Origin of the sequence: Brevibacillus invocatus, assembly GCF_003710915.1 — a bacterium.
Classification (GTDB): domain Bacteria; phylum Bacillota; class Bacilli; order Brevibacillales; family Brevibacillaceae; genus Brevibacillus; species Brevibacillus invocatus.
The window spans coordinates 265,165-285,331 of sequence record NZ_RHHR01000010.1 but is presented as its reverse complement, the minus strand read 5'-3'; the positions used below and the strand labels follow the sequence as shown (position 1 = coordinate 285,331).

Genomic DNA, 20,167 nt, shown 5'->3' with positions numbered 1-20,167 from the left:
GAGTGGAAAGGCATGGCGACCAAGACGAAAGCAAAACCAATCGGATCCATGCAGATGACCAAACAGATGTATCAGCAACAAGCATCCAAGTACAAGCCTAAGCGAAACGTTTTGCTCAATTGTATGCGTGCGTTTTGGGTTGGTGGTACAATCTGCCTTTTTGGTCAAGCCTTGCAAAATATGTACATTCACTTTTTTGGCTTTACGGAAAAAACAGCAAGCAACCCAACGGTCGCTACCTTGATTTTCATTTCCGTCCTTCTTACTGGTATGGGTGTTTACGACAATATTGGTCAGTATGCAGGCGCAGGCTCGGCTGTTCCTGTCACGGGCTTTGCGAATTCCATCGCATCTGCTGCGATTGAACACCGTAGTGAAGGCTTTGTCCTAGGTGTGGGCGGAAACATGTTTAAATTAGCAGGCTCGGTTATCGTCTTCGGTGTCGTTGCAGCCTTTGTCGCAGGTATCCTCAAGAGCCTGTTCAAAATGATTTTCTGAGGAGGGCTAACGATGGATAGCAACAAGCAGACAGCACGCATCAGCCGTCAAACCTGGCATTTTGCCGAGAACGTTCGCTTGCAGGCATCTGCTGTGGCAGTTGGTCCCAAAGAAGGGGAAGGTCCATTGGCTGCCTTGTTTGATAAAATCCATGATGACATGTATGCCGGCCAGCAATCCTGGGAGGATGCGGAACGACAATTGATGGAGGACGCTGTAACAAACGTTTTGAAAAAGGCAGCTATCACCGAGCAAGAAGTCGATTTCATTCTGGCCGGAGATCTGCTCAATCAAAACATCACGACGAACTTCACAGCTGAAAAGCTGGCGATTCCACTTCTCGGTATGTACGGCGCGTGTTCGACCTCCATGCTGACGCTTGCGACCGCCGCTTCCTTGGTAAACGCGGGCTATGCAAACCGGGCGATTGCTGCTTGCAGTAGTCACAATGCAACAGCGGAAAGACAGTATCGCTATCCGACGGAATATGGTGGTCAGAAACCGCCAAGTGCCCAGTGGACGGTTACGGGTGCCGGAGCTGGTCTCGTTGGGATTGGTGGGAAGGGACCGCGCATCACCCATGCAACGATGGGCAAAGTTGTCGATATGGGGATTAAGGATCCGTTTGATATGGGGTCTGCGATGGCTCCCGCTGCGGTCTCTACCTTAGAGGCGCATTTCAAGGATCTTGGGCGTTCACCGAAGGACTATGACCTGATCGTCACAGGAGATCTTGCAGCCGTGGGTTATCCCATCGTAAAGGAACTGATGTTGGCCCAGGGCTATGATATGGATCAGGTTTATAACGACTGTGGCTTGATGATCTATTCACCGGATCAGGATGTCTTTGCGGGAGGAAGTGGTTGTGCGAGCAGTGCAGTCGTGACTTACAGCTACATTATGGATCAACTGAACCGCGGTTTAGTGAAAAAAGTCTTGGTTTGCGCGACGGGAGCTCTGCTAAGCCCTGTCAGCTATCAACAAGGGAATTCCATTCCCTGCATTGCACACGCCGTCGCATTTGAAGGAGGAGCTTAATGGAGTACGTCATTGCATTTGTTGTAGGTGGCTTGGTTTGTGTCGTGGGACAGCTTTTACTGGATGTCGGAAAACTCACTCCTGCCCATGTGATGAGTACATTGGTCGTAGCGGGAGTCTTTCTCGACTTTATTGGGGTTTATGACAAATTTATCGACTTTGCAGGAGCAGGCGCGACCGTGCCGATTACCAGCTTTGGCCATTCCCTCTACCATGGCGCGATTGGAGAAGCGGAGAAAAACGGGTTGATCGGGGTCGCTACGGGGATCTTCGAGGTGACGAGCGCAGGAATTTCGGCAGCTATTGCGTTTGGGTTTCTAGCATCACTTGTATTTAAGCCAAAAGGCTAACGCAATCCTGCAAGGGTGGTGGAACCCTGATGAATGGTCAACCAAGAAAAGTCATTGTGGTCACAGATGGCGACCACATTGCACAGAAGGCAGTCGAAGCTGTAGCCAAAGATCTCGGTGGACGATGCATCTCGCTGTCTGCAGGTAATCCCACGCCGCTCGATGGGAGCCAGATGGTGGAATTGATCCAGATGACTCCTTACGATCCCGTCATCGTCATGTTTGATGACAACGGAGATTTTGGGCGTGGACGGGGGGAACGAGCACTTGAGTACGTGGTCAAGCATCCGGCTATCGAAGTGATCGGGGCGATAGCGGTTGCATCCAACACGAGATGGGTACAGGGAGCCACAGTCCAATATTCCATCGACAAGGATGGTCAGATTGTCGAGGAAGCGGTGGACAAGGACGGATATGCCGAGAAAAAGCTCCAAAACAAGATCTACGGGGATACAGTGGATGTGTTGAATTCACTGCATATCCCCAATCTGATTGGAATTGGGGATATCGGAAAAATGGAGGGGCATGACAGTCTCCAGGATGGATGTCCAATTACCAAGAAAGCAGTGCAATGGATATTGGAAAGGAGCGGATCACATGGCGGAAATAACGGAAAAGCGGCGTCCCATCGAGGAACGATTGGAAGAGAACAAGACCTATCTCAATGAAAAGCTCGGTGTAGGAGTCAGCTTTGATATAGGAGTCCATGATTTTTATGTTGGTGGCACACGCCTGTTGCTCTACTACATAAATGGATTTGCCGACAGTGATATCATTACCCAGATCATGCGTGACTTGAACGATCTACGTGATCGCGACATGAAAAACGAATTGTTTGACCATCTGTATTATAAATACATTCCTTTTTTCCAACTGAATAAGGTAAAAACGACAGATGAATTCATCGATAAGCTCTTGGTTGGTCAAGTCGGGTTGATTATTGACGGTTCCTCAGAAGCAATAATCATGGATGCCAAAACCTATCCGGGGCGTAACCCGGAGGAGCCTGATACGGAAAGAATCGTACGCGGCGCTCATGATGGTTTCACGGAAAACCTGGTAACCAATGCGGTGCTGACACGCAGACGGATTCGCGATGAAAGAATACGCTTTGAGATCATGCAGGTAGGGGAAAGAACCAAGACCGATGTGTCCGTCTGCTACATCAAGGATATTGCCAATCCGGATCTGGTAGAAACGCTGCGAAATCGCTTGCAGAGCATTCAAATCGACGGTATCCCGATGGCGGAAAAAACGATTGAGGAATTCATCATCGGAAAAACCTTTAATCCTTTTCCGATGGTGCGCTATACAGAACGCCCGGATGTTGCGGCGGTTCATCTTCTGGAAGGCCATGTTCTGATCTATGTGGATACCTCGCCGAGTGTCATGATCACACCCGCTACTTATTTTCACCACGTACAGCATGCCGAGGAGTACCGGCAGACGCCAGTCGTGGGTGCTTATCTGCGGTGGGTGCGCTTTTTGGGCATATTCGCATCCGTGTTCATTCTGCCACTCTGGCTGCTTCTGGTGATGAATCCTTCGATGATTCCGGAGTCCCTGGACTTTATCGGCATCAAGAAAACGGGCAGCATACCGCTTTTGGCACAATTCATCCTAGCAGAACTGGGGCTCGACCTGATGAGGATGGCTGCGATTCATACACCAGCACCGTTATCCGTCGCGATGGGCTTGCTGGCTGCCATATTGGTTGGAGAAGTCGCCATCAATGTTGGTTTATTTGCCCCTGAGGTGATCTTGTACTTGGCAGTGGCTGCGGTTGGTATGTTTGCAACTCCCAGCTATGAGCTCGGGTTGGCGAATCGTTTAGTCCGTATTTTTCTGATTCTCATGGCAGGAATTTTTTCCACAACCGGCTTGATGATTGGGCTTTTGCTCGTCTTGATTGCGCTTGTGGCTACACGCTCCCTTGAAACGCCTTATCTCTGGCCTTTTATCCCGTTTGATTACAAAGCCTTCAAGGACATCATGGTCAGAATGGCAGTCCCGATGAAAAACAAACGCCCTAGCATTGTTCGCTCCCAAAATTCCTCTCGTCAATAATATTCTGACAACAGGCTGCAACCACCCATTGTCAAATGCACAGCCATGTAGTAAATTTTATGGTAAGCCTTACGGGCATGGCACGGTACGACAACGAACGGTAGGAGCAAATGCAGCCACTTGCCTGCTGTTTGATTATCCGAGAGTTCAATGAAGGCTCCGCCGACCTGGCGGAGCCAAGTTTTCTAGTCGGTTGTCGTTCTAATATAGAAGAGATGCAGATAGACGGAGATTTGGTACGGTTTGACCAAAGGACTGGGGGAAGCAGGAAGATGTACTTACACGGGACAAGTCGAGTGAATGAGCTAGGGAATTTGGAAATTGGGGGATGCGATGCGACACAGCTGGCAGCTACATACGGTACGCCACTTTACGTGTATGATGAAGCTTTGATTCGTAGCAAGTGCCGTGCCTATGTCGATGCATTCCGCCAATCAGGATTTGCCTTTCAGGTGGCCTATGCCAGCAAGGCGTTTTGTACGATGGCGATGTGCAAGCTGGTCGAAGAAGAGGGCCTGTCTTTAGATGTCGTATCAGGTGGAGAGCTGTATACCGCATTACAAGCAGGTTTTCCGGTGGAACGAATCCATTTTCACGGGAACAACAAGTCCCTTGAGGAAATCAATATGGCCTTGGATGCCAAGATCGGCTGCTTCGTGGTAGACAACTTCTATGAGCTGTACACGCTAGACGAGCTGGCTCGCGAGCGCGATGAAAAAATCAGTGTCTTGCTGCGTGTAACTCCGGGGGTTGAAGCGCATACGCATGAGTATATTTCGACTGGACAAGTCGATTCCAAATTCGGCTTCGACGTGCAAAACGGTCAAGCGATTGAGGCGATTCGATTCTCGCACGAAAGCAGCCATCTGCATCTGCTGGGTGTACACAGTCATATCGGTTCGCAGATTTTCGAAGCAGAAGGCTTTATCGTCGCTATCAAGCGCTTGATCGAGCTTTTGGGAGAGGCAAAAGAAAAGCACGGTTTTATCTCCGAGGTGTTGAATGTGGGTGGAGGCTTCGGCATTCGTTATGTCGAGTCGGACACCCCACTGGCTGCAGCGACCTATATCAAAGCGATCACAGATACGGTTCGTGAAGAGCTGACCGCAAGACAATTGCCATTGCCTGAGCTGTGGATCGAGCCAGGCCGCAGTATTGTCGGAGATGCGGGAACAACCTTGTACAAGATTGGATCACAAAAGGATATTCCAAACGTGCGCAAATACGTCGCAGTAGATGGCGGCATGACGGACAACCTGCGTCCTGCCCTCTATCAAGCTGAATATGAAGCGGCTATTGCAAACAAAATGAATGAACCGGCAAACGAGACGGTTTCGATCGCTGGAAAATGCTGCGAGTCTGGCGACATGCTGATCTGGGATGTTCAGCTTGCAAAGGCAGAAGCAGGCGATATTCTGGCTGTGACGAGTACAGGCGCTTACGGCTACTCGATGTCCAACAACTACAACCGTATTGCTCGCCCAGCTGTTGTATTTGTCAAAGACGGTGAAGCAGAGCTGGTTGTCCAAAGAGAATCCTTTAAAGACGTGGTCAGCCACGACCTGCTGCCACAACGTGCGCAGCTGCAACGCTAATAAAGAGGTGCCTATGAAGCCGAGAAGAATCGGCTCCGGGCACCTTTTTGATTTGCTTCGCAGTTATCCAGCCCAACAATTGGACGAACGACTTGCCTGCATGGTAGAATAGGATGGTTAACTTTATCAGGTCTGGAGGCTTACATATGAAAAAAGCGCAAATCACTATGGAGAATGGCAACCTAATCGAAATTGAGTTGTTCGATCAGGAAGCTCCTTGTACGGTAGGAAACTTTGAAAAATTGGCGAGCGAAGGCTTCTACAACGGCTTGTCTTTCCACCGCGTGATTCCTGGCTTCGTAGCACAAGGCGGATGCCCGCATGGAACTGGTACAGGTGGCCCTGGCTACACGATCAAATGTGAGACAAAAGGCAACCCACACAAGCATCTCCGCGGTGCTCTTTCGATGGCACACGCAGGAAAAGATACAGGTGGAAGCCAGTTTTTCATCTGCTACGATTCCTTCCCGCACCTCGACGGTGTACATACAGTGTTCGGCCGTGTGACTTCTGGCATGGAGCACGTGGATGCGATCAAACAAGGCGACAAAATGAGCAAGGTCGTTGTATCTTAATCGTTGACTTGGGAGAAACACTGGTGACGTGCAAAGTCGCCAGTGTTTTTTGTCCCATCCAGCATGAGAGTAGAGGCCAACCTTCCTTGGCTTGATGCTTGTAAGCTCATCTGCATGCTGATATGCTAGAAAGTAGACGATTTTTAGAGGAGGAGCCAATGGATCTTTTTCACTTCGATTGGGAGACAGTGCCGTTTCGCTTGATTGCGTTCGTCATTGCCTTCACTTTGCATGAATATGCCCATGCTTTTGTTGCCTGGAAGCTGGGTGACAGCACGGCTAAAGACGAGGGGAGATTGACAGTCAATCCGATCCCTCATATTGATCCGTTCGGGTTGATCCTGATCTTGTTCGGACCGTTCGGTTGGGCCAAGCCGGTGCCGGTCAATCCGCTTCATTTTCGTGGAAACAAGCGCTTGGGCATGGTCTATGTCGCAGGTGCAGGACCATTGGTCAACTTGGTACTCGGAGTCTTTTTTGCCGTTATCTATTTGTACGTGCTGCAGGCGGGTATGCTCTCAGACACCAGTGACAAATGGGTATATGCGATCAAGCTGACTTTGGAATACAGTGTGATTATCAACTCGGCACTCTTCGTGTTCAACCTGTTGCCAGTACCACCGCTGGATGGCTACAAGATTCTTCGCTTTCTCTCACCCCGAGGCTGGGACAGGTTTTATTACAACTTTGAAATCTACGGACCATGGATTTTGTTGCTCTTGATCTTTATCCCTGGTGTTCGTTCCGTTATCTTCGGAATTCCGATGTCACTCGTGATCAACTGGGTGCAAGAGATCGCGATTTCCATTCTCAGACCTTTCTTATAGCAGAAACGAGGGAGTAATCTTGGCATACAGTATCAAACTGGACTCCTTTGAGGGGCCGCTCGACCTGCTGCTCCATCTGATCGACAAGGCAGAAGTAGACATCTATGACATCCCCATCGCTGAAATCACGGAGCAATATCTGGCTACGATTGACACCATGCACCAGATGCAACTGGATGTAGCCAGCGAATTTGTAGTCATGGCGGCAACGCTATTGGCTATCAAAAGCAAGATGCTCCTGCCCAAAAAAGAGGAGCAGGTCTTTCAGCCTTACCTCGATATGGACGTGGAAGAGATCGATCCACGAGAAGAATTGGTCCAGCGTCTTCTGGAGTACAAGCGCTACAAAATGCTTGCTGAACAGCTAAGAGAGATGGAGAGTGGGCGTAGTCAGGTGTTTACACGTCCCGCAGAGAATCTGACGCCTTATATCCGCGAAGAGGAAAACACGATTAAGGATGTAACGCTCTACGATCTGATTCAAGCCTTGGAAAAGCTGGTAAAAAAGGTGAAGGATAAAGAACAGCCGCTCACAAAGGTATCCAGGGACGAGGTTTCGATCAAGGATCGAATGAAGGAAATTCGTCAGCTTGTACAGGTTGGTGGCGGTATGGTTCGCTTTTCTCAGCTGTTCTCCAAGGGAGTGACACGCTCAGAGATCGTTACGACCTTTCTCGCTTTGCTGGAGCTGATGAAGTCCAAGCAGATCCAATGCATCCAAAATCAACTGTTTCAAGATATCATGATTTGTGAAAACGATACGAAAGGGGTCCCCACTGATGGACTATGACAAGCTGAAAGGCGTCATTGAGGGCTTGTTGTTCATCTCGGGCGACGAAGGCATCGATGCCAGGGAGATAAGTGATATCACCCAAGTATCTGAAGATGAAATCGTCGACCTGATCGAGGACATGAAAGCAGATTTTCGCCGAGCTGGCAGAGGGATTCAAATCGTGGAAGTGGCTAGAGCCTATCAGTTGACGACCCTCCCTGAACACGCCGAATACTTTGAGCGGCTTGCCAGTTCTCCCAGTCAATCCACCTTGTCCCAAGCAGCACTGGAAACACTCGCAATCATTGCCTACAAGCAGCCACTCACTCGCTCGGAGATTGAGGAAATTCGCGGTGTGAAATGCGAAAAGGCGCTGAACACCCTGTTGTCCAAGCAACTAATCAAGGAAGCGGGCAGAGCAGAGGGGATTGGACGCCCTATCCTCTATGCGACGACGAAGGACTTTCTCGAACATTTCGGCTTGCGGGAACTCACGGATTTGCCGCCACCGCCTGTCAATCTGGATATTGAAGAAGCGCGCCTGGAAGCATCCGCCTTGTTCGGAAAAGCAGAAGAAACCAAGAACGACTAGACGCTTGTGCACAGTTTTTCGTACTATCACACGACTCGTCCCCATATACATGGTACAAACCTTTGTTACCTGTACTTTTGGAATGGGAGGGTGTGGATGAGAGTGCGGAAAAGTTGGTGCGGCGTACTCGTCGTTTTTCTTTTTATACAGCTTGTTTGGATGCCGGTGCAGGACGCTGCAGCAAGTGCAGGGCCACCGGGCTTGTCAGCTGAAGGAGCTGCATTGATTGACGTCGCCAGTGGACGAATCCTCTACTCCAAGAACGGCTCCAAAAAAATGCGGATTGCCAGCTTGACCAAAACCATGACGGCGATTGTAGCGATTGAAAATGGACAACTCAAGGATCAAGTAACGGTTCCTCCTGAAGCCGTAGGTGTGGAAGGATCCTCAATCTATCTGAAAAAGAATGAGAAGCTTTCCTTGGAGGAATTATTGTACGGCTTGATGCTTCGCTCTGGTAATGACGCTGCAGTGACGGTCGCCACTCATGTTGGAGGCTCGGTACCGGGCTTTGTCTATATGATGAACGAAAAAGCGGCCTTGATTGGAATGACACACACCAATTTTAACAACCCCCACGGATTGGATGACAGCAACATGCATTACTCTACAGCGGAAGACATGGCTAAGCTGTCTGCCTACGCATTGCGCAATCCGACATTTCGTCAGATCGTTTCCACCAAGGTAAAAGACATCTCCTGGGAGGGCGAGGAGTACGATAGACGCCTTCTCAACAAAAACAAAATGCTTCATCTGTACAATGGCGCAGATGGCGTAAAAACCGGGTACACAAAGCTGGCAAAGCGATGTCTGGCTGCTTCTGCTACTCGTGATGGCAGACAGTTGGCAACGATTACCCTGAATGCATCTGATGACTGGAATGACTCGGCAAAAATGCTGGATTGGGGCTTTCAACATTTCTCCACGAAACAGCTCGTCAGCCTGGGACAAAGCATACAGCCTGAATCCTTCGTGAAGGTCGAAGAAGGTACCCATCTCGTCACCACCAATGCATTCACCTATCCCTTGCAGGCAGACGAGGAAGATGATGTGCAAAAACGAGTGGTGATGAGTGAGTCGGTCATCACGGATAAAATGAATGGTCAGCTGATCGGCTTTTTACAATTTCATTTGAAGGATCAAATGATTGGGCAAGTCCCGTTGAAAGTGCAAGTAGACACACCGACTTGGGTACATCAGCAAATGGCTGTAGCTCCGACCTTTTGGCAGCAGTTCTGGAATCTGGTAGCGGGGGGGCTGTTCCGTGCTTAACATTATCTGGCTTGCGCTCATTGTCAGCAGTATAGTCGTCGCAGCCATTACAGGACGGATGGAGGTCGTAAACCAGGCAGCGTTTGCTGGAGCAAAGACCGGAGTCACCGTATGCTTTGGACTTCTTAGTGTGCTGGCCTTTTGGATGGGGATCATGCGGATCGCGGAGAAAGCGGGGTTGATGGAGCTAGTTGCCCGCGCGCTGTCACCCGTGATCTCGCTTCTTTTTCCCGATATTCCGAAAGGGCACCCGGCTATGGCATACATTCTGTCCAACATGAGTGCGAATCTGCTGGGGCTAGGGAATGCAGCGACACCGATGGGACTGAAGGCGATGGAAGAGCTGCAAAAGCTCAATCCCAACAAACAGCAAGCCTCGCCCGCGATGTGCACGCTGCTCGCGATCAACACCGCAAGCATTACCCTGATTCCTACTACTATGATTGCAATCCGCATGCAGTACGGATCAGTCAATCCCGTTGACATCGTGGGAACGACACTGCTCTCATCCTTCGCTGCGACGATTGTGGCTATTCTGATCGACCGCTGGTATCGATATCGTGCGATCAGAAGCATCAGATAAGGGGGGAACCAGATGTATCAATGGGTATCCCTGCTCTCACTATGGGCCATTCCGGTGATGATTGCGTTTGTCCTGCTCTACGGGTGGAGAAAAAAGGTGCCTGTCTATGAAACCTTTGTAGAGGGGGCGAAAGGCGGCCTCGGTACGACGATACGCATCTTGCCTCATCTAATCGCGATGATGGTGGCAGTGTCGATGTTTCGCGAGTCGGGAGCACTGGATTTACTGCTGGGCTTGATCAAGCCAGCGTTGGACTTTTTGCATTTTCCAGAGGAGCTGGTGCCATTAGCACTCCTGCGACCATTGACTGGGACTGGCTCGTTAGCCATTGCAACAGACTTGATCGCCCAATACGGTCCTGATTCCTTTATAGGTAGGTTGGCAGCTACCATGCAAGGCAGTACGGATACGACCTTGTACGTTCTGACTGTCTACTTCGGAGCTGTCGGAATTCGCAATTCCACGTATGCGCTAAAGGTAGGGCTGTGGTCGGATCTGGCCGGGGTCATTTTCTCACTGCTCGTCGTCTATCTGGTCTTCTCGTGAAGGGGAATGGAATACTCAGGGAAAAACTTCCGTGGAAGGGGAAGTTTTTCCCTTTTTGTTGTCCACACTGGTAAGAATGGGTATGATGTTGTAGAGGTGAACCAAGAATGGAACGTTTACAAAAAGTATTGGCACATGCCGGAGTCGCCTCTCGACGCCATTGTGAAGAATTAATCGTGCAAGGCAAAGTGCAGGTGAATGGCCAGGTGGTTCGTGAGCTGGGAACTCGGGTTGATCCCGGTCAAGACCGCATTGTTGTGAATGGCCGACCTATTCGCTTGGAGCAGCATGTTTATCTGATGCTCAATAAGCCCACCGGGGTCATTACCAGTGTCTCGGATCCTCGTGGAAGACGTGTCGTGACAGACCTGCTGAAGGGACTGAAAGAGCGCGTGTACCCGGTTGGCAGGCTTGATTTCAATACTTCAGGCTTGCTGCTGCTCACAAATGATGGTGAGCTCGCGAACAAGCTAGCACATCCCAGCTATGAGATTGACAAGGTCTATCGGGCTTGGGTAAGAGGCGTTCCTTCCCCGGACAAGCTGGCCAAGCTGGCAAAAGGGATCTTGCTGGAAGATGGCATGACCGCCCCTGGAGAAGCGAGAATGGTGAAAAAATCGACAGGAAATGAAAAGGCGCTGCTCGAGATCATCATTCACGAAGGGCGAAACAGACAGGTAAGACGCATGTGCGCCGCGATCGGACATCCCGTTCTCGAATTAGAGCGGATACGATTGGGCTTTCTTACGTTGGAGGGCTTGTCCCAGGGCCAATTCCGTCCCTTGACGAGTGACGAGGTAGAGAGGCTGAAGAAGGGCTTGGTGCAAAATCGGAGGCCAAGGTCGCGTTAAGGTGGATTCGTTCAAAATCTGTTCATAAGTTATGCGCAGTACAAATACAAGCAACGCTATAATAGATAGGAAAGCGTTTTAATATTAAGATGTCGGAGATGGGAGTACGGGTAATGAACAAAAAAAATCGCATTTACGTCCGAGTTGCCATTTTGGGACTTTTACTGGTGGCGCTTGTTTTTGCGCTTTACTCCAGTTTTGTCAAGGACCCGAATGCCGTGAAAGTAGGAAGTACTGCTCCCAACTTTAGTCTGGAGCAGTTGCACGGATCGGACCTCGCTCTCGATGACTTGAAGGGCAAAGGCGTCGTGTTGAACTTCTGGGGCACCTGGTGTGAGCCCTGTAAAGCAGAAATGCCTGCTTTGCAAAAGAAATACGAAACGTACAAAGACAAAGGATTGGTTGTGGTTGGCGTAAATATCGGTGAATCACCCATTACAATCGAACCGTTCATCAATCAATTTGGGATCGACTTTCCCATCCTTTTGGACCGCAAATCGCAAATCACCAAGCTTTATCGCATCGGACCCATTCCAACGACCTTTTTCATCTCTCCAGAGGGAAAAGTAGAGGAAATTTTCATCGGTCAATTGAATGAAGCCATGATTGCGTCCAAAGTAGAGAAAATCTTACCGTAAGTGAGGATCGATATGGATCAGCGAAAATGTGAATGTGGACATACCAATCCAGTAGGAACGCTGCTCTGCGAATCTTGCGGTAAACCGTTGGACATTGAATTGGTAGAGCAAAAAGAGTTCCCGGATATGCGCTACGAAGGAATGGCACGTCGTTCCCAGACGTATACGACCCGGATCGTAGACCGAGTATGGAACACTTTTTCTTCCGTAAAGATTGCGATTTGGATCATTGTCGTCATTCTGGTCGCATCAGGACTCGGAACGATTTTTCCGCAGCAACAATTCATACCTGTACCTGTGCCAACAGAGTTGGACGTAGAGCGGTTCTACACGGACACATACGGGGTTTTGGGAACCATCTACTACCAGCTGGGCATGCACAACATGTATTCCTCCTGGTGGTTCGTCACCCTGCTGGTGATGCTGGGAACATCTTTGATTATCTGTAGCTTGGACAGGGTCATTCCTTTGTACAAGGCACTGAATAAGCCGAGGCTGAACCAGCACAAATCCTTCCTGAAAGGTCAAAAGCTCTACGCTGAGGCACCAAAGCCTGCGGACCGGAGTGAACAGGAGCTGCTGGAACAAACGGCTCAAGCCTTGAAGAAAAAAGGCTACTATCTTTTCCAGACAGATCGCGCCTTGCTTGCCGAAAAAGGTCGATTCAGTCGCTGGGGACCATATATTAACCACATCGGGTTGATTCTCTTCCTGATCGGGGTGTTGATGCGCAGCCTGCCCGGCTTCCATTTGGACGAGTATGTATGGGTGCGCGAAGGAGAGACGGTACCGATTCCGGAAACCCCGTACTACGTGAAGAACGTTGCCTATAAGACGGAGTATTACACGGAAGAGGAAATGCCGCAGAAGCTGGATTTGAATGGCGGGGCGATTGCGAAAAGCTACCAGACAGATGCTATTCTGTACCTGAATCGCAACGCAGATATTCCGGGCGCAAAGCCTGACCTGGTCGAAGTAAAAAGCGGTCCGATCATCGTCAATCATCCGATGAAGCACGAGAGTATCTATCTCTACCAGTCTGGTTTTCAAGAAATGCAGCTGGGAGCACTCAACTTTACGTTGCTTGATGTGAAAAACGGCAACAAAGAGATCGGGCCAATCAAGCTGGATCTCTACAACCCGGAAAGAGACATACAAGTAGCGGAAGGCTATAAGGTTCGTGTTCTCGATTATTTCCCGGACTTTGCGATGGGAAAAGACGGGAAGCCGATTACGCAGACCAATTTGCCAAAGAACCCGATGTTTGCGATGGAAATTGTCTCTGAGCGGGATGCGATCAATGAGAAGGTCGTTTACCTCGAGGGATCGATCCTCACACAAAAGAACGATGCGCAATTTGGTCTGAAGATTAGCATGCCTGATCTGATTGATATTACGGGCTTGAATGTGCGCACAGACAAAGCTTTACCTTTGGTCTGGGTTGGGTCGTTTATCTTCATGATCGGAGTTGTGATGGGCTTCTTCTGGCAGCACCGCCGGATCTGGATTCAGTTCCAGGATGGCAATATACTCATCGCTGGACATACCAATAAAAACTGGTTTGGACTGCGAAAAGAAGTAGAAGGAATGGTACAACAGACGAACCTGTCGGTGACTCTGGAAGATAAATCGAAGGTATAACGCTTCAAGGAGGGAGACCCAACGTGCCGCTTTACCAGGTTAGTGATTGGTTGTTAGACATTGCGTTTATTCTGTACGTGCTCTCGTCCGTAGTATTTATCGTCGCGATGACGGGAAAGAACTGGGCGGGGCGCGACCCCAAGCAACACGAAATAAAGTTTGGTCGAATTGCCTATTGGATGGCCGTTATTGGCTTTATCGCACAAACCGGTTATGTGATTACACGCTGGATCGCGGGGGGCCATAGTCCGACCAGCAACATGTTTGAGTTCATGGCATTCCTGGACTACTGTATTATCTTAGCGTATCTGATTATTTACCGGATTTATAAGCTTACCGTGATCGGGGCGTTCGTGCTGCCGCTCGGTGTCATCATGCTAGCCTACTCCTATGTTTTTCCCAAAGAGATTACACCGCTAATTCCATCGCTCCAGAGCTATTGGTTGCATATCCATGTGACCACAGCGGCTTTGGGAGAAGGGATCTTGGCAGTAGGTTTTGCAGCTGGACTGATGTATCTGATATTGACGATTCCCCAAAAAGTAGCTACTAAAAGCACCAGATGGCTGGAAATCGTACTCGCTGTCGTCCTGATGCTCGTTGGATTTATCGCGATGGAATCGACGTTTGCAAGAATGGATCAAAAAACGGTTTTCGAAATGACTCAGCCAAGCACCACACCAACCGGACAGGCGAGTCCGCAAAAGGTCGAGTACACGTTGCCAGCGATTGTGGCACCGGCCAACTCTACCATCATGAAAGAGGGTCCGATGTCTCCTTGGTTTACAGCACCTGAGTGGATGGAAGGAAAAGATGCCGCCAGGAAGCTGAATACGATGATTTGGTCTGTCATTTCTGGTGTCGTCTTGTATGGAGGACTTCGTCTCATTTTCCGCAAGAGACTGGCGGCTGCGATCCAGCCATCACTCGAAGGAATTGATCCGGATCTGGTAGATGAGATCAGCTACCGTGCCATCAGTATCGGGTATCCAGTCTTTACGCTGGGGGCGCTAATCTTCGCCATGATTTGGGCGCACGAGGCATGGGGCCGCTTCTGGGGCTGGGATCCGAAAGAAGTTTGGGCATTGATCGTCTGGCTCTTCTACAGTGCTTACCTGCACCTGCGTTTGTCACGGGGCTGGATCGGTGCAAAATCAGCATGGATGTCCGTGATCGGATTTGTTATCATTTTAATCACATTGGTTGTGGTTAACTTGGTCATCGCTGGTTTGCACTCTTATGCGGGAGTGTAATAGAAATGAAAAAAAGCTGGTCTTGCGCCAGCTTTTTGGGCTATTTATCGCCTTTCATAGAATGAAGAAAGACAAGAGGTGTTGATAATGGAAATGAAGGCACGTATTCTTGTTGTGGATGACGAGGAACGGATTCGTCGGTTGTTAAAGATGTATCTGGAAAGAGAAGATTTTCTGATCGATGAAGCCGACAATGGCGAACAAGCCGTTGAAATGGCAATCGGCAGCGACTATGACATCATTTTGCTTGACCTCATGCTTCCTGGCATGGATGGTATTGAAGTTTGCCAGCGCATTCGCGAATTTAAAGCTACACCAATCGTCATGCTGACAGCCAAGGGCGAGGAGACAAATCGCGTCCACGGTTTTGAAGCGGGAGTGGACGATTATGTCGTAAAACCATTCAGTCCACGAGAAGTTGTCTATCGCGTCAAAGCTATCTTACGAAGATCTTCTGCGACTGCATATCTGAAGACGGAAACCGTCAACAGCCATTCTATTCTCGTCTTTCCTGAACTGACGATTGACCACGATGCGCATAAGGTGATTGCCAGTGGTCAAGAGGTAAGTCTGACACCAAAGGAATACGAGCTTCTGCACTACCTCGCCCAATCGCCTGACAAGGTGTTTACGCGTGAGGAACTGTTGAAGGATGTATGGCACTATGAATTTTTCGGTGATCTGCGTACGGTGGATACACATATCAAACGCTTGCGTGAAAAATTAAATCGAGTCTCGCCGCAGGCAGCTGCCATGATTGCCACTGTTTGGGGTGTCGGTTATAAATTAGAGGTGCCGAAGTAAAGTGGACGTTATTTTTCGTAGTGTAGTCGGCAAATTGTGGATGACGATCATCGCCCTTTTTGCTTTGGTCTTAACGGTATTTAGTCTCTTGCTGGTCCAATCCTTTGATAATTTCTACCACAATCGGCAAACGGCAAACCTGCAAGAGCTGGCAGAAGGTTTGACTGAAGGATTGGCCCAAAGTGAGGACAAGCAGAGTGCATTGGAGCTTGCAGCCCGATTTGGATTAGTTCATCACACGGGGTTGGTTGTTGTGGATGAGAATCGGGCAGTAGTGGGTAAAAGTGAAGGCCGTTCCTTGCCGGAAATTCCGATCGATCAATTGCTGGCAGAAAAGAGTTTGAAGCTGACGGAAGCTCTGGAAGGAAAGCATCCGAAAGCGCAGCGCCTTCTTTTAAGCTTCGATGGTACGGAACAGGTGAATTCACCCTCGCGCAATGGATCTGTACCGATCCTGGCAATTGCAGTACCGCTGGAAATCTCGATTGGGCATAAAGGCGCCGTCGTGATGTATCAGACGATAGAAGATTTCGACGACACATTGACTGAGGTGAGACTCCTTATCTTGGTCGTGGGTGTAATCGCGTTTGCGGCGACTACATTTTTTGCGTTCTTCTTATCATCGCGTATTACATCCCCACTTCGGCAAATGCAGGAGACAGCACATCGGATTGCGGAAGGGGATTTCCATGCCGAGATTCCGATTCGTACCACAGACGAGATTGGAGAATTGGCTGCTTCCTTGAACTCGATGGCCTCCAGACTCAATCAACTCGTCGACGCCTTGTCCAAGGAAAAAGAACAGCTGTCTAGTGTTCTGCGAAGCATGGTGGACGGGGTAGTCATGATTGATGCAGATGGAAAAATCGTAGTCACCAACCCACCTGCTGAACATTTCCTGCGCGATTGGAAATATGAGCATCCTGAAGAACCATTCCCGCTCAATGGCTACTTCCAGCAAGTGGTGCGTGGCGGATATGAGATGGCAGAAGATATCCCGGTGCAAGGGCGCATCTGGTCGCTCGTCATGGTTCCTTTGATGGATCGAGAACAGATTCGTGGAGCGGTTGTGGTCATTCGTGACATTACACACGAGAGAAAGCTGGACAAGATGCGCAACGATTTCGTAGCCAACGTCTCACACGAGCTTCGTACCCCGTTGTCCATGCTGCAGGGCTATAGCGAAGCGATCGTAGACGATATGGCATCTACGCCGGAAGAGCACAAAGAGCTCGCTCAGATCATCTATGACGAATCGGTTCGGATGACGAAGCTCGTCAACGAATTGCTCAGTCTGGCCCGTATGGAAGCAGGTCACGTAGAGCTGTTCAAGGAAAATGTGCAGCTCAAGCCATATCTGGAGCGGATTCACCGCAAGTTTCTCAGCTTGGCTAGGGAGCAGGATATTCAACTCGACATGGATCTGTCTACCACAATCGAGCTGGCAGAGATAGATCCGGATCGGATGGAACAAGTGTTGACCAACCTGATCGACAATGCTTTGCGCCACACGCCGAGTCATGGCAGTGTATCCATACGTGCGTATGGGGAGCATGCATTGTGCTTGGAAGTGAGCGACACAGGAAGCGGTATCCCGCAAGAGGACCTGCCATTCGTGTTTGAGCGCTTTTATAAAGCGGACAAAGCGCGTACACGTGGTCGTGCAGGGGGAACTGGCCTTGGACTCGCCATTGCAAAGAACATCATCGATGCGCATGGCGGCACGATCACTGTGCAAAGCAGACTTGGAGAGGGAACGACGTTTACCATAACAATTCCGGTTGATACGAAAAACACCTAGGAGTGTAGAGAGAAAATGATCAAGACAATTCTTTTTGATGTGGATGGGGTAATGCTGAGCGAAGAGCGATATTTTGATGCTTCTGCATTGACGGTCTGGGAGTTGGTGCACAGTCCGCAATATCTGGGTCTGAAGGGGGATGCGTTCACGCCATCCCCGGGGGAGACACAGATCAGGGCGGTTCGCGAGAGTGTTTTTGATCGCGATGAGGTGTTGAACCTGATCAAATCCCGTGGAATCAACTCCAACTGGGATATGGTTTTTCTCACCTTTTCCTACCAGATTATTCGCTTGGTTGAAGCATTGAAAGCAAAGCTGGGTGCTGAAGCGACTGATCTGTTGACCAACCAGATCAACCGCGTACAAGTAGATCAGTTGCGTGAGTGGGCTTGCGCAGAAGCTCCAGATTTTCAGGTAGACTATGCTGCGTTCACAGCTGATTTCGCCAAAGGAACGGCGCAAAAAGCAGACATGCTCTTGTACTTGAACCAGATTGCATGGGAGCGCTGCGGTGTGAAAACCGAGATGTTTTCCCGAAGCAGCGAGCTGTGGGAGCTCTGCCAGGAAACATTCCAGGAGTGGTATTTGGGAGATGAACGCGTCCCGTCATCCATCGGCCGTAAGACCGCACAGACGGGGAAAAAAGGGTTCTTAACTGATGAAATTCCGATCGTCCCACCTGCAGAGATGATCGATCTCTTTAGGACCTTGAAGGAGAAGGGATACACCCTCGGTATTGGGACAGGACGGCCTTCCCTCGAAACTCATGTGCCGCTCAGCGAACTCAATATTCTGGAATGGTTCGATCCTGACCGTATCGTGACAGCATCTCATGTGCTGGAGGTAGAAGAGGAGTTCCCCGAACTTGCGCCCATGTCGAAGCCACACCCCATCTCTTATGTAAAAGGATTGCTTGGCCTATCTACCCCGAATCGGAAAGCGGTCAACTTCTCCTTGCCTATTGCCAATGGCGACGAAGTCCTGATCGTCGGTGACTCGTTAGCAGATTTTCTGGCGGCAAAGTCGATTGGCTGCAAATTTGCTGCTACCTTGACGGGTTTGTCTGGCCAGGAGGCGCGCGCGAAATTTGAAGAAGTGAAGGCTGACTATATTTTTGATGATGTTCGCGGGATCTTAACGATTCTGTAATAAAAAACTCCGTCGTTCCGTGAAGGAAGGCGGAGTTTTTGGCATTCTTAACCTTTTACATCTCGAAGTGGTTTTCCATATCTCAAGGAGTGCTTCAGCGACGCATACCATATTTGGATCAGGTCGATCAGGGTGAAAATGCAGCGCGATTCTAGCATGCGACTTTACTTTGATTATTGCCACGTCATAGGTTTGGCGCGAAATATTCGACATTCCCAGGACATGACGAATAGTTTGCTGCGCCTCCTCTTTGTATTTTTTTGCGTAGTTTGTAATATGCTCCAATGCTAATAATTGAGACCTTGTTAATCTTGATGACATATGAAAGTCCTCCTTTTGTTTCAAAAGGGCATTTTCATTCAGTGTGAGTAAATATGGCATCAAGCGATGAAGGAATCTTGAACAAGACGAAGTCACGAGACCACATTTGCGAGGTGATCACGATTTTTTCTGAACCTTTCTGAAAGAAATAGCCTGCACCCTCCTGCTCGTGGAACGACCAGCCTGCATCCTTTAAAATGGATTTCAGCTGTTCCGCAGCGTTGCTTCCGGTCTTTGCGCCACCCCAGATATACTGCGAATTTTCATCTGGTCCTAGCATGATGAACTGGTCATCTGCTTGTTTCAACTGAGAAACCACGACTTTCTTTTCTACTGTTTGAAAGGGGAGGGGAGGGTACAAAAAGGCAGGACGGTCGTTGTACCACCATGCGCCAAGCAGGAATGCAAAACAGCAGAGGGTGATGAGTGCAAAGACAAGCTTTCGAATCATGTGGTATTTTCCTCCTGCTTTATGTAAGGCTACTTTTTCTCCAGTAACGTGAGATACACGTCTGGTGCGATCTCGATGTCCTTTACTTCCTTAAATTCGAACTGCTTGTAGAGGCGTAAAGCTGGCTCATTCTTAGCGCCTGTACTAACCTGACTGTGCCTGTTTTGACCGACATGGTTCAGAAAATACTCAAGTAAGGCTTTGGCAATGCCTTTTCGAAAATGAATGGGGTGTACGACCAAGCGGCAAATCGAGTAAGTATGCTCCTCCAGCTCATTGGAGAGAAAGCCGGCTAATACTTCGTCGTGATAGTACCCCAAAAAAACCTTATTGGTCTACTGTATGCTGTCTACCGTATCTTTCAAAGGCGGGATTCCATCAAAGTCAATCAAGGCTGCTTCGATTTGGTAAGCAGGGATTTGGATGCGGAGAATATCTTGAGCTGTTTCCGGGTTATGTGCGTCGATGATGCGTATCACATGAGTCACTTCCTTTTTTTCTCTTATTATATAAACACGCCATAGAGGAAGAATCAACCAATAA

At 49.3% G+C, this 20,167-nt stretch carries 23 protein-coding genes; 20 read left to right on the top strand and 3 right to left on the bottom strand.

Annotation, left to right across the window (positions count from 1 at the left end; all coding sequences use genetic code 11):
- The first annotated feature begins 12 nt into the window (after nt 1–12).
- The 20 genes from spoVAC to EDM52_RS07360 all read left to right on the top strand — a co-directional run bounded on the left by spoVAC (nt 13) and on the right by EDM52_RS07360 (nt 18,852).
- Nucleotides 13–498, top strand: coding sequence for a stage V sporulation protein AC (gene spoVAC, locus EDM52_RS07455; protein ID WP_122908373.1), 486 nt, complete (start codon nt 13–15; stop codon nt 496–498).
- A 12-nt stretch (nt 499–510) separates the two neighbouring features.
- Nucleotides 511–1,536, top strand: coding sequence for a stage V sporulation protein AD (gene spoVAD / locus EDM52_RS07450; protein WP_122908372.1), 1,026 nt, complete (start codon nt 511–513; stop codon nt 1,534–1,536).
- Nucleotides 1,536–1,886 carry a stage V sporulation protein AE gene (gene spoVAE, locus EDM52_RS07445; RefSeq protein ID WP_122908371.1) on the top strand — a complete coding sequence of 117 codons (351 nt, stop codon included), beginning with the start codon at nt 1,536–1,538 and terminating at the stop codon, nt 1,884–1,886. The genes spoVAD and spoVAE overlap by 1 nt, the downstream gene beginning before the upstream one ends.
- A gap of 29 nt (nt 1,887–1,915) precedes the next feature.
- Nucleotides 1,916–2,554, top strand: coding sequence for a stage V sporulation protein SpoVABEA (spoVAEA, locus tag EDM52_RS07440; RefSeq protein WP_122908370.1), 639 nt, complete (start codon nt 1,916–1,918; stop codon nt 2,552–2,554).
- Nucleotides 2,484–3,953 carry a spore germination protein gene (locus EDM52_RS07435; RefSeq protein WP_122908369.1) on the top strand — a complete coding sequence of 490 codons (1,470 nt, stop codon included), beginning with the start codon at nt 2,484–2,486 and terminating at the stop codon, nt 3,951–3,953. Before spoVAEA ends, EDM52_RS07435 begins: the two co-directional genes overlap by 71 nt.
- 272 nt (nt 3,954–4,225) lie before the next feature.
- Nucleotides 4,226–5,548, top strand: coding sequence for a diaminopimelate decarboxylase (lysA, locus tag EDM52_RS07430; protein ID WP_122908368.1), 1,323 nt, complete (start codon nt 4,226–4,228; stop codon nt 5,546–5,548).
- A 146-nt stretch (nt 5,549–5,694) separates the two neighbouring features.
- Nucleotides 5,695–6,123 carry a peptidylprolyl isomerase gene (locus tag EDM52_RS07425; RefSeq protein WP_122908367.1) on the top strand — a complete coding sequence of 143 codons (429 nt, stop codon included), beginning with the start codon at nt 5,695–5,697 and terminating at the stop codon, nt 6,121–6,123.
- A gap of 158 nt (nt 6,124–6,281) precedes the next feature.
- Nucleotides 6,282–6,950: a site-2 protease family protein gene (locus EDM52_RS07420; RefSeq protein ID WP_122908366.1), complete on the top strand. Its 669-nt coding sequence runs from the start codon at nt 6,282–6,284 to the stop codon at nt 6,948–6,950.
- Between the two features lie 19 nt (nt 6,951–6,969).
- Nucleotides 6,970–7,740, top strand: a complete 771-nt coding sequence (locus EDM52_RS07415; RefSeq protein WP_122908365.1) for a segregation and condensation protein A — start codon at nt 6,970–6,972, stop codon at nt 7,738–7,740.
- Entirely contained in the window at nt 7,730–8,314 is a 585-nt protein-coding gene (gene scpB / locus EDM52_RS07410; protein ID WP_122908364.1) for an SMC-Scp complex subunit ScpB, read from the top strand. Before EDM52_RS07415 ends, scpB begins: the two co-directional genes overlap by 11 nt.
- Before the next feature lie 96 nt (nt 8,315–8,410).
- On the top strand, nt 8,411–9,586 hold the full coding sequence (locus EDM52_RS07405; RefSeq protein ID WP_122908363.1) for a D-alanyl-D-alanine carboxypeptidase family protein: 1,176 nt from the start codon (nt 8,411–8,413) through the stop codon (nt 9,584–9,586).
- Nucleotides 9,579–10,169, top strand: a complete 591-nt coding sequence (locus tag EDM52_RS07400) for a nucleoside recognition domain-containing protein (RefSeq protein WP_122908362.1) — start codon at nt 9,579–9,581, stop codon at nt 10,167–10,169. The genes EDM52_RS07405 and EDM52_RS07400 overlap by 8 nt, the downstream gene beginning before the upstream one ends.
- A 12-nt stretch (nt 10,170–10,181) precedes the next feature.
- Nucleotides 10,182–10,715 (top strand): spore maturation protein, encoded by a 534-nt coding sequence (locus EDM52_RS07395; protein ID WP_122908361.1) that lies wholly within the window; start codon nt 10,182–10,184, stop codon nt 10,713–10,715.
- Nucleotides 10,716–10,822: 107 nt separating this feature from the next.
- Complete coding sequence (locus EDM52_RS07390) at nt 10,823–11,566, top strand: pseudouridine synthase (RefSeq protein ID WP_122908360.1); 744 nt, start codon at nt 10,823–10,825, stop codon at nt 11,564–11,566.
- A 113-nt stretch (nt 11,567–11,679) separates the two neighbouring features.
- Nucleotides 11,680–12,204, top strand: a complete 525-nt coding sequence (resA, locus tag EDM52_RS07385) for a thiol-disulfide oxidoreductase ResA (protein ID WP_122908359.1) — start codon at nt 11,680–11,682, stop codon at nt 12,202–12,204.
- A gap of 12 nt (nt 12,205–12,216) precedes the next feature.
- Complete coding sequence (gene resB, locus EDM52_RS07380; protein WP_122908358.1) at nt 12,217–13,845, top strand: cytochrome c biogenesis protein ResB; 1,629 nt, start codon at nt 12,217–12,219, stop codon at nt 13,843–13,845.
- Between the two features lie 23 nt (nt 13,846–13,868).
- The gene (gene ccsA / locus EDM52_RS07375) at nt 13,869–15,098 is read left to right on the top strand and encodes a cytochrome c biogenesis protein CcsA (RefSeq protein WP_122908357.1); all 1,230 of its coding nucleotides are present in this window, start codon (nt 13,869–13,871) and stop codon (nt 15,096–15,098) included.
- Nucleotides 15,099–15,185: 87 nt separating this feature from the next.
- Nucleotides 15,186–15,902: a response regulator transcription factor gene (locus EDM52_RS07370; protein ID WP_122908356.1), complete on the top strand. Its 717-nt coding sequence runs from the start codon at nt 15,186–15,188 to the stop codon at nt 15,900–15,902.
- A gap of 1 nt (nt 15,903) precedes the next feature.
- The gene (locus tag EDM52_RS07365) at nt 15,904–17,703 is read left to right on the top strand and encodes an ATP-binding protein (protein ID WP_122908355.1); all 1,800 of its coding nucleotides are present in this window, start codon (nt 15,904–15,906) and stop codon (nt 17,701–17,703) included.
- Nucleotides 17,704–17,718: 15 nt separating this feature from the next.
- The gene (locus tag EDM52_RS07360) at nt 17,719–18,852 is read left to right on the top strand and encodes an HAD family hydrolase (protein ID WP_122908354.1); all 1,134 of its coding nucleotides are present in this window, start codon (nt 17,719–17,721) and stop codon (nt 18,850–18,852) included.
- A gap of 355 nt (nt 18,853–19,207) precedes the next feature.
- Here EDM52_RS07360 and EDM52_RS07350 read toward each other — a convergent pair whose 3' ends face one another.
- The 3 genes from EDM52_RS07350 to EDM52_RS25110 are packed head-to-tail and all read right to left on the bottom strand — an operon-like array spanning nt 19,208 to nt 20,103.
- A complete protein-coding gene (locus EDM52_RS07350) occupies nt 19,208–19,624 on the bottom strand; it encodes a hypothetical protein (protein WP_122908352.1) in 417 nt (138 codons plus the stop codon).
- A gap of 29 nt (nt 19,625–19,653) precedes the next feature.
- Entirely contained in the window at nt 19,654–19,944 is a 291-nt protein-coding gene (locus tag EDM52_RS25115; RefSeq protein WP_245996647.1) for a GNAT family N-acetyltransferase, read from the bottom strand.
- A 15-nt stretch (nt 19,945–19,959) separates the two neighbouring features.
- Nucleotides 19,960–20,103, bottom strand: coding sequence for a hypothetical protein (locus tag EDM52_RS25110; RefSeq protein WP_245996645.1), 144 nt, complete (start codon nt 20,101–20,103; stop codon nt 19,960–19,962).
- Nucleotides 20,104–20,167: the final 64 nt, after the last annotated feature.

Excerpts from the sequence above, each read along its gene's own strand:
- spoVAC (WP_122908373.1), top strand. The coding sequence starts at position 13 with ATGGCGACCAAGACGAAAGCAAAACCAATCGGATCCATGCAGATGACC.
- spoVAD (WP_122908372.1), top strand. The coding sequence starts at position 511 with ATGGATAGCAACAAGCAGACAGCACGCATCAGCCGTCAAACCTGGCAT.
- spoVAE (WP_122908371.1), top strand. The coding sequence starts at position 1,536 with ATGGAGTACGTCATTGCATTTGTTGTAGGTGGCTTGGTTTGTGTCGTG.
- spoVAEA (WP_122908370.1), top strand. The coding sequence starts at position 1,916 with ATGAATGGTCAACCAAGAAAAGTCATTGTGGTCACAGATGGCGACCAC.
- EDM52_RS07435 (WP_122908369.1), top strand. The coding sequence starts at position 2,484 with ATGGCGGAAATAACGGAAAAGCGGCGTCCCATCGAGGAACGATTGGAA.
- lysA (WP_122908368.1), top strand. The coding sequence starts at position 4,226 with ATGTACTTACACGGGACAAGTCGAGTGAATGAGCTAGGGAATTTGGAA.
- EDM52_RS07425 (WP_122908367.1), top strand. The coding sequence starts at position 5,695 with ATGAAAAAAGCGCAAATCACTATGGAGAATGGCAACCTAATCGAAATT.
- EDM52_RS07420 (WP_122908366.1), top strand. The coding sequence starts at position 6,282 with ATGGATCTTTTTCACTTCGATTGGGAGACAGTGCCGTTTCGCTTGATT.
- scpB (WP_122908364.1), top strand. The coding sequence starts at position 7,730 with ATGGACTATGACAAGCTGAAAGGCGTCATTGAGGGCTTGTTGTTCATC.
- EDM52_RS07405 (WP_122908363.1), top strand. The coding sequence starts at position 8,411 with ATGAGAGTGCGGAAAAGTTGGTGCGGCGTACTCGTCGTTTTTCTTTTT.
- EDM52_RS07395 (WP_122908361.1), top strand. The coding sequence starts at position 10,182 with ATGTATCAATGGGTATCCCTGCTCTCACTATGGGCCATTCCGGTGATG.
- EDM52_RS07390 (WP_122908360.1), top strand. The coding sequence starts at position 10,823 with ATGGAACGTTTACAAAAAGTATTGGCACATGCCGGAGTCGCCTCTCGA.
- resA (WP_122908359.1), top strand. The coding sequence starts at position 11,680 with ATGAACAAAAAAAATCGCATTTACGTCCGAGTTGCCATTTTGGGACTT.
- resB (WP_122908358.1), top strand. The coding sequence starts at position 12,217 with ATGGATCAGCGAAAATGTGAATGTGGACATACCAATCCAGTAGGAACG.
- EDM52_RS07370 (WP_122908356.1), top strand. The coding sequence starts at position 15,186 with ATGGAAATGAAGGCACGTATTCTTGTTGTGGATGACGAGGAACGGATT.
- EDM52_RS07360 (WP_122908354.1), top strand. The coding sequence starts at position 17,719 with ATGATCAAGACAATTCTTTTTGATGTGGATGGGGTAATGCTGAGCGAA.
- EDM52_RS07350 (WP_122908352.1), bottom strand. The coding sequence starts at position 19,624 with ATGATTCGAAAGCTTGTCTTTGCACTCATCACCCTCTGCTGTTTTGCA.